Source organism: Mesorhizobium sp. B1-1-5 (assembly GCF_006443065.1).
GTDB lineage: Bacteria > Pseudomonadota > Alphaproteobacteria > Rhizobiales > Rhizobiaceae > Mesorhizobium.
On the sequence record NZ_VFWS01000431.1, the window covers coordinates 1 to 1,337 of the forward strand.

Annotated in this window: 1 protein-coding gene; it reads left to right on the forward strand. The window is 64.3% G+C overall.

Features of this window, described 5'->3' with window-relative positions; genetic code table 11:
* Positions 1 to 1,337 (forward strand): sulfatase-like hydrolase/transferase (locus FJ980_RS32105; RefSeq protein ID WP_140547504.1); only part of this gene is annotated, 1,337 nt, incomplete at both ends.

The following is a 1,337-nucleotide window of genomic DNA, read 5'->3' on the forward strand; positions in this document are numbered from 1 at the left end:
GAATATCGACCGGCTGGCCAGCCGCGGCGTGCGCTTCACGAACGCCTATGTGCAATCGACCGTGTGCGGGCCCTCGCGCATGAGTGCCTATACAGGCCGCTATGTCCGCTCGCACGGATCGACGCTTAACGGCGTGCCGCTCAGGGTCGGCGAGCCTACGCTCGGCGAGCATCTGCGCGAGATCGGCGTGCGCTGCGCGCTGATCGGCAAGACGCATATGAGGGCCGACGAGGAAGGCATGGAGCGCCTCGGCATCGACAAGACGTCCATCATAGGCGTGCGCGTCGCCGAATGCGGCTTCGAACCGTTCGAGCGCGACGACGGGTTGCATCCGTCGTCCGCCTACGATCCCGACCCGGCCTACGACCAATATCTGCGCGAGCACGGCTTCGATGCCGCCAATCCGTGGGAGCACTGGGCCAATTCCGGTGAAGGCGAGAACGGCGAGAATTTCAACGGCTGGCTGCTCGTCCATGCCGACAAGCCGGCGCGCATTCCCGAGGAGCATTCGGAAACGCCCTACATGACGCGCCGCGCCATGCGCTTCATCGAGGAGGCCGAGGCAAAGGGCGAAGCCTGGTGCGCGCATCTCTCCTACATCAAGCCGCACTGGCCCTACATCGTGCCGGCGCCCTATCACGACATGTACGGCAAGGCCGACATAAAGCCGGTCGTGCGCAGCGAAGCAGAACGCGTCTCGCCTCACCCGATCTTCGAAGCCTTCCAGCAGGAGCGCTATTCCAGGAACTTCTCCCGCGACGAGGTCCGCGAAACGGTCGTTCCCTGCTATATGGGCCTGATCAGGCAGATCGACGATCAGTTGGGCGGATTGTTCGAGTTCATGGAGCAGCGCGCCCTGTTCGACAACACGATGATCGTGTTCACCTCCGACCACGGCGATTATCTCGGCGACCATTGGCTGGGCGAAAAATACCTGTTCCACGATGTCGCGGCCAAGGTGCCGATGATCGTCTACGATCCGCGCCGGCAGGCAGACTCGACGCGCGGCACTACGTCGGAGGCGCTGGTGGAGATGATCGACCTCGCGCCCACCTTCCTCGACTTCTTCGGCGGCAAGGCGAAGCCGCACGTTCTCGAGGGCCGGTCGCTGGCGCCGCTGCTGGCCGGCCAGGACGTGAACTGGCGGCGCCACGCGGTGAGCGAGTACGACTATGGCGGCGATGCCGCGCGGCTGAAGCTCGGTATGCCGGTCGCCGACTGCAAGCTCTACATGATCACCGACGGCCGCTTCAAACTGGTCCATGGCGAGGGCCTGGCGCCGATGTTCTTCGATCTGAACGGCGATCCGGACGAACTGCGCGATCTCGGCACCGAAG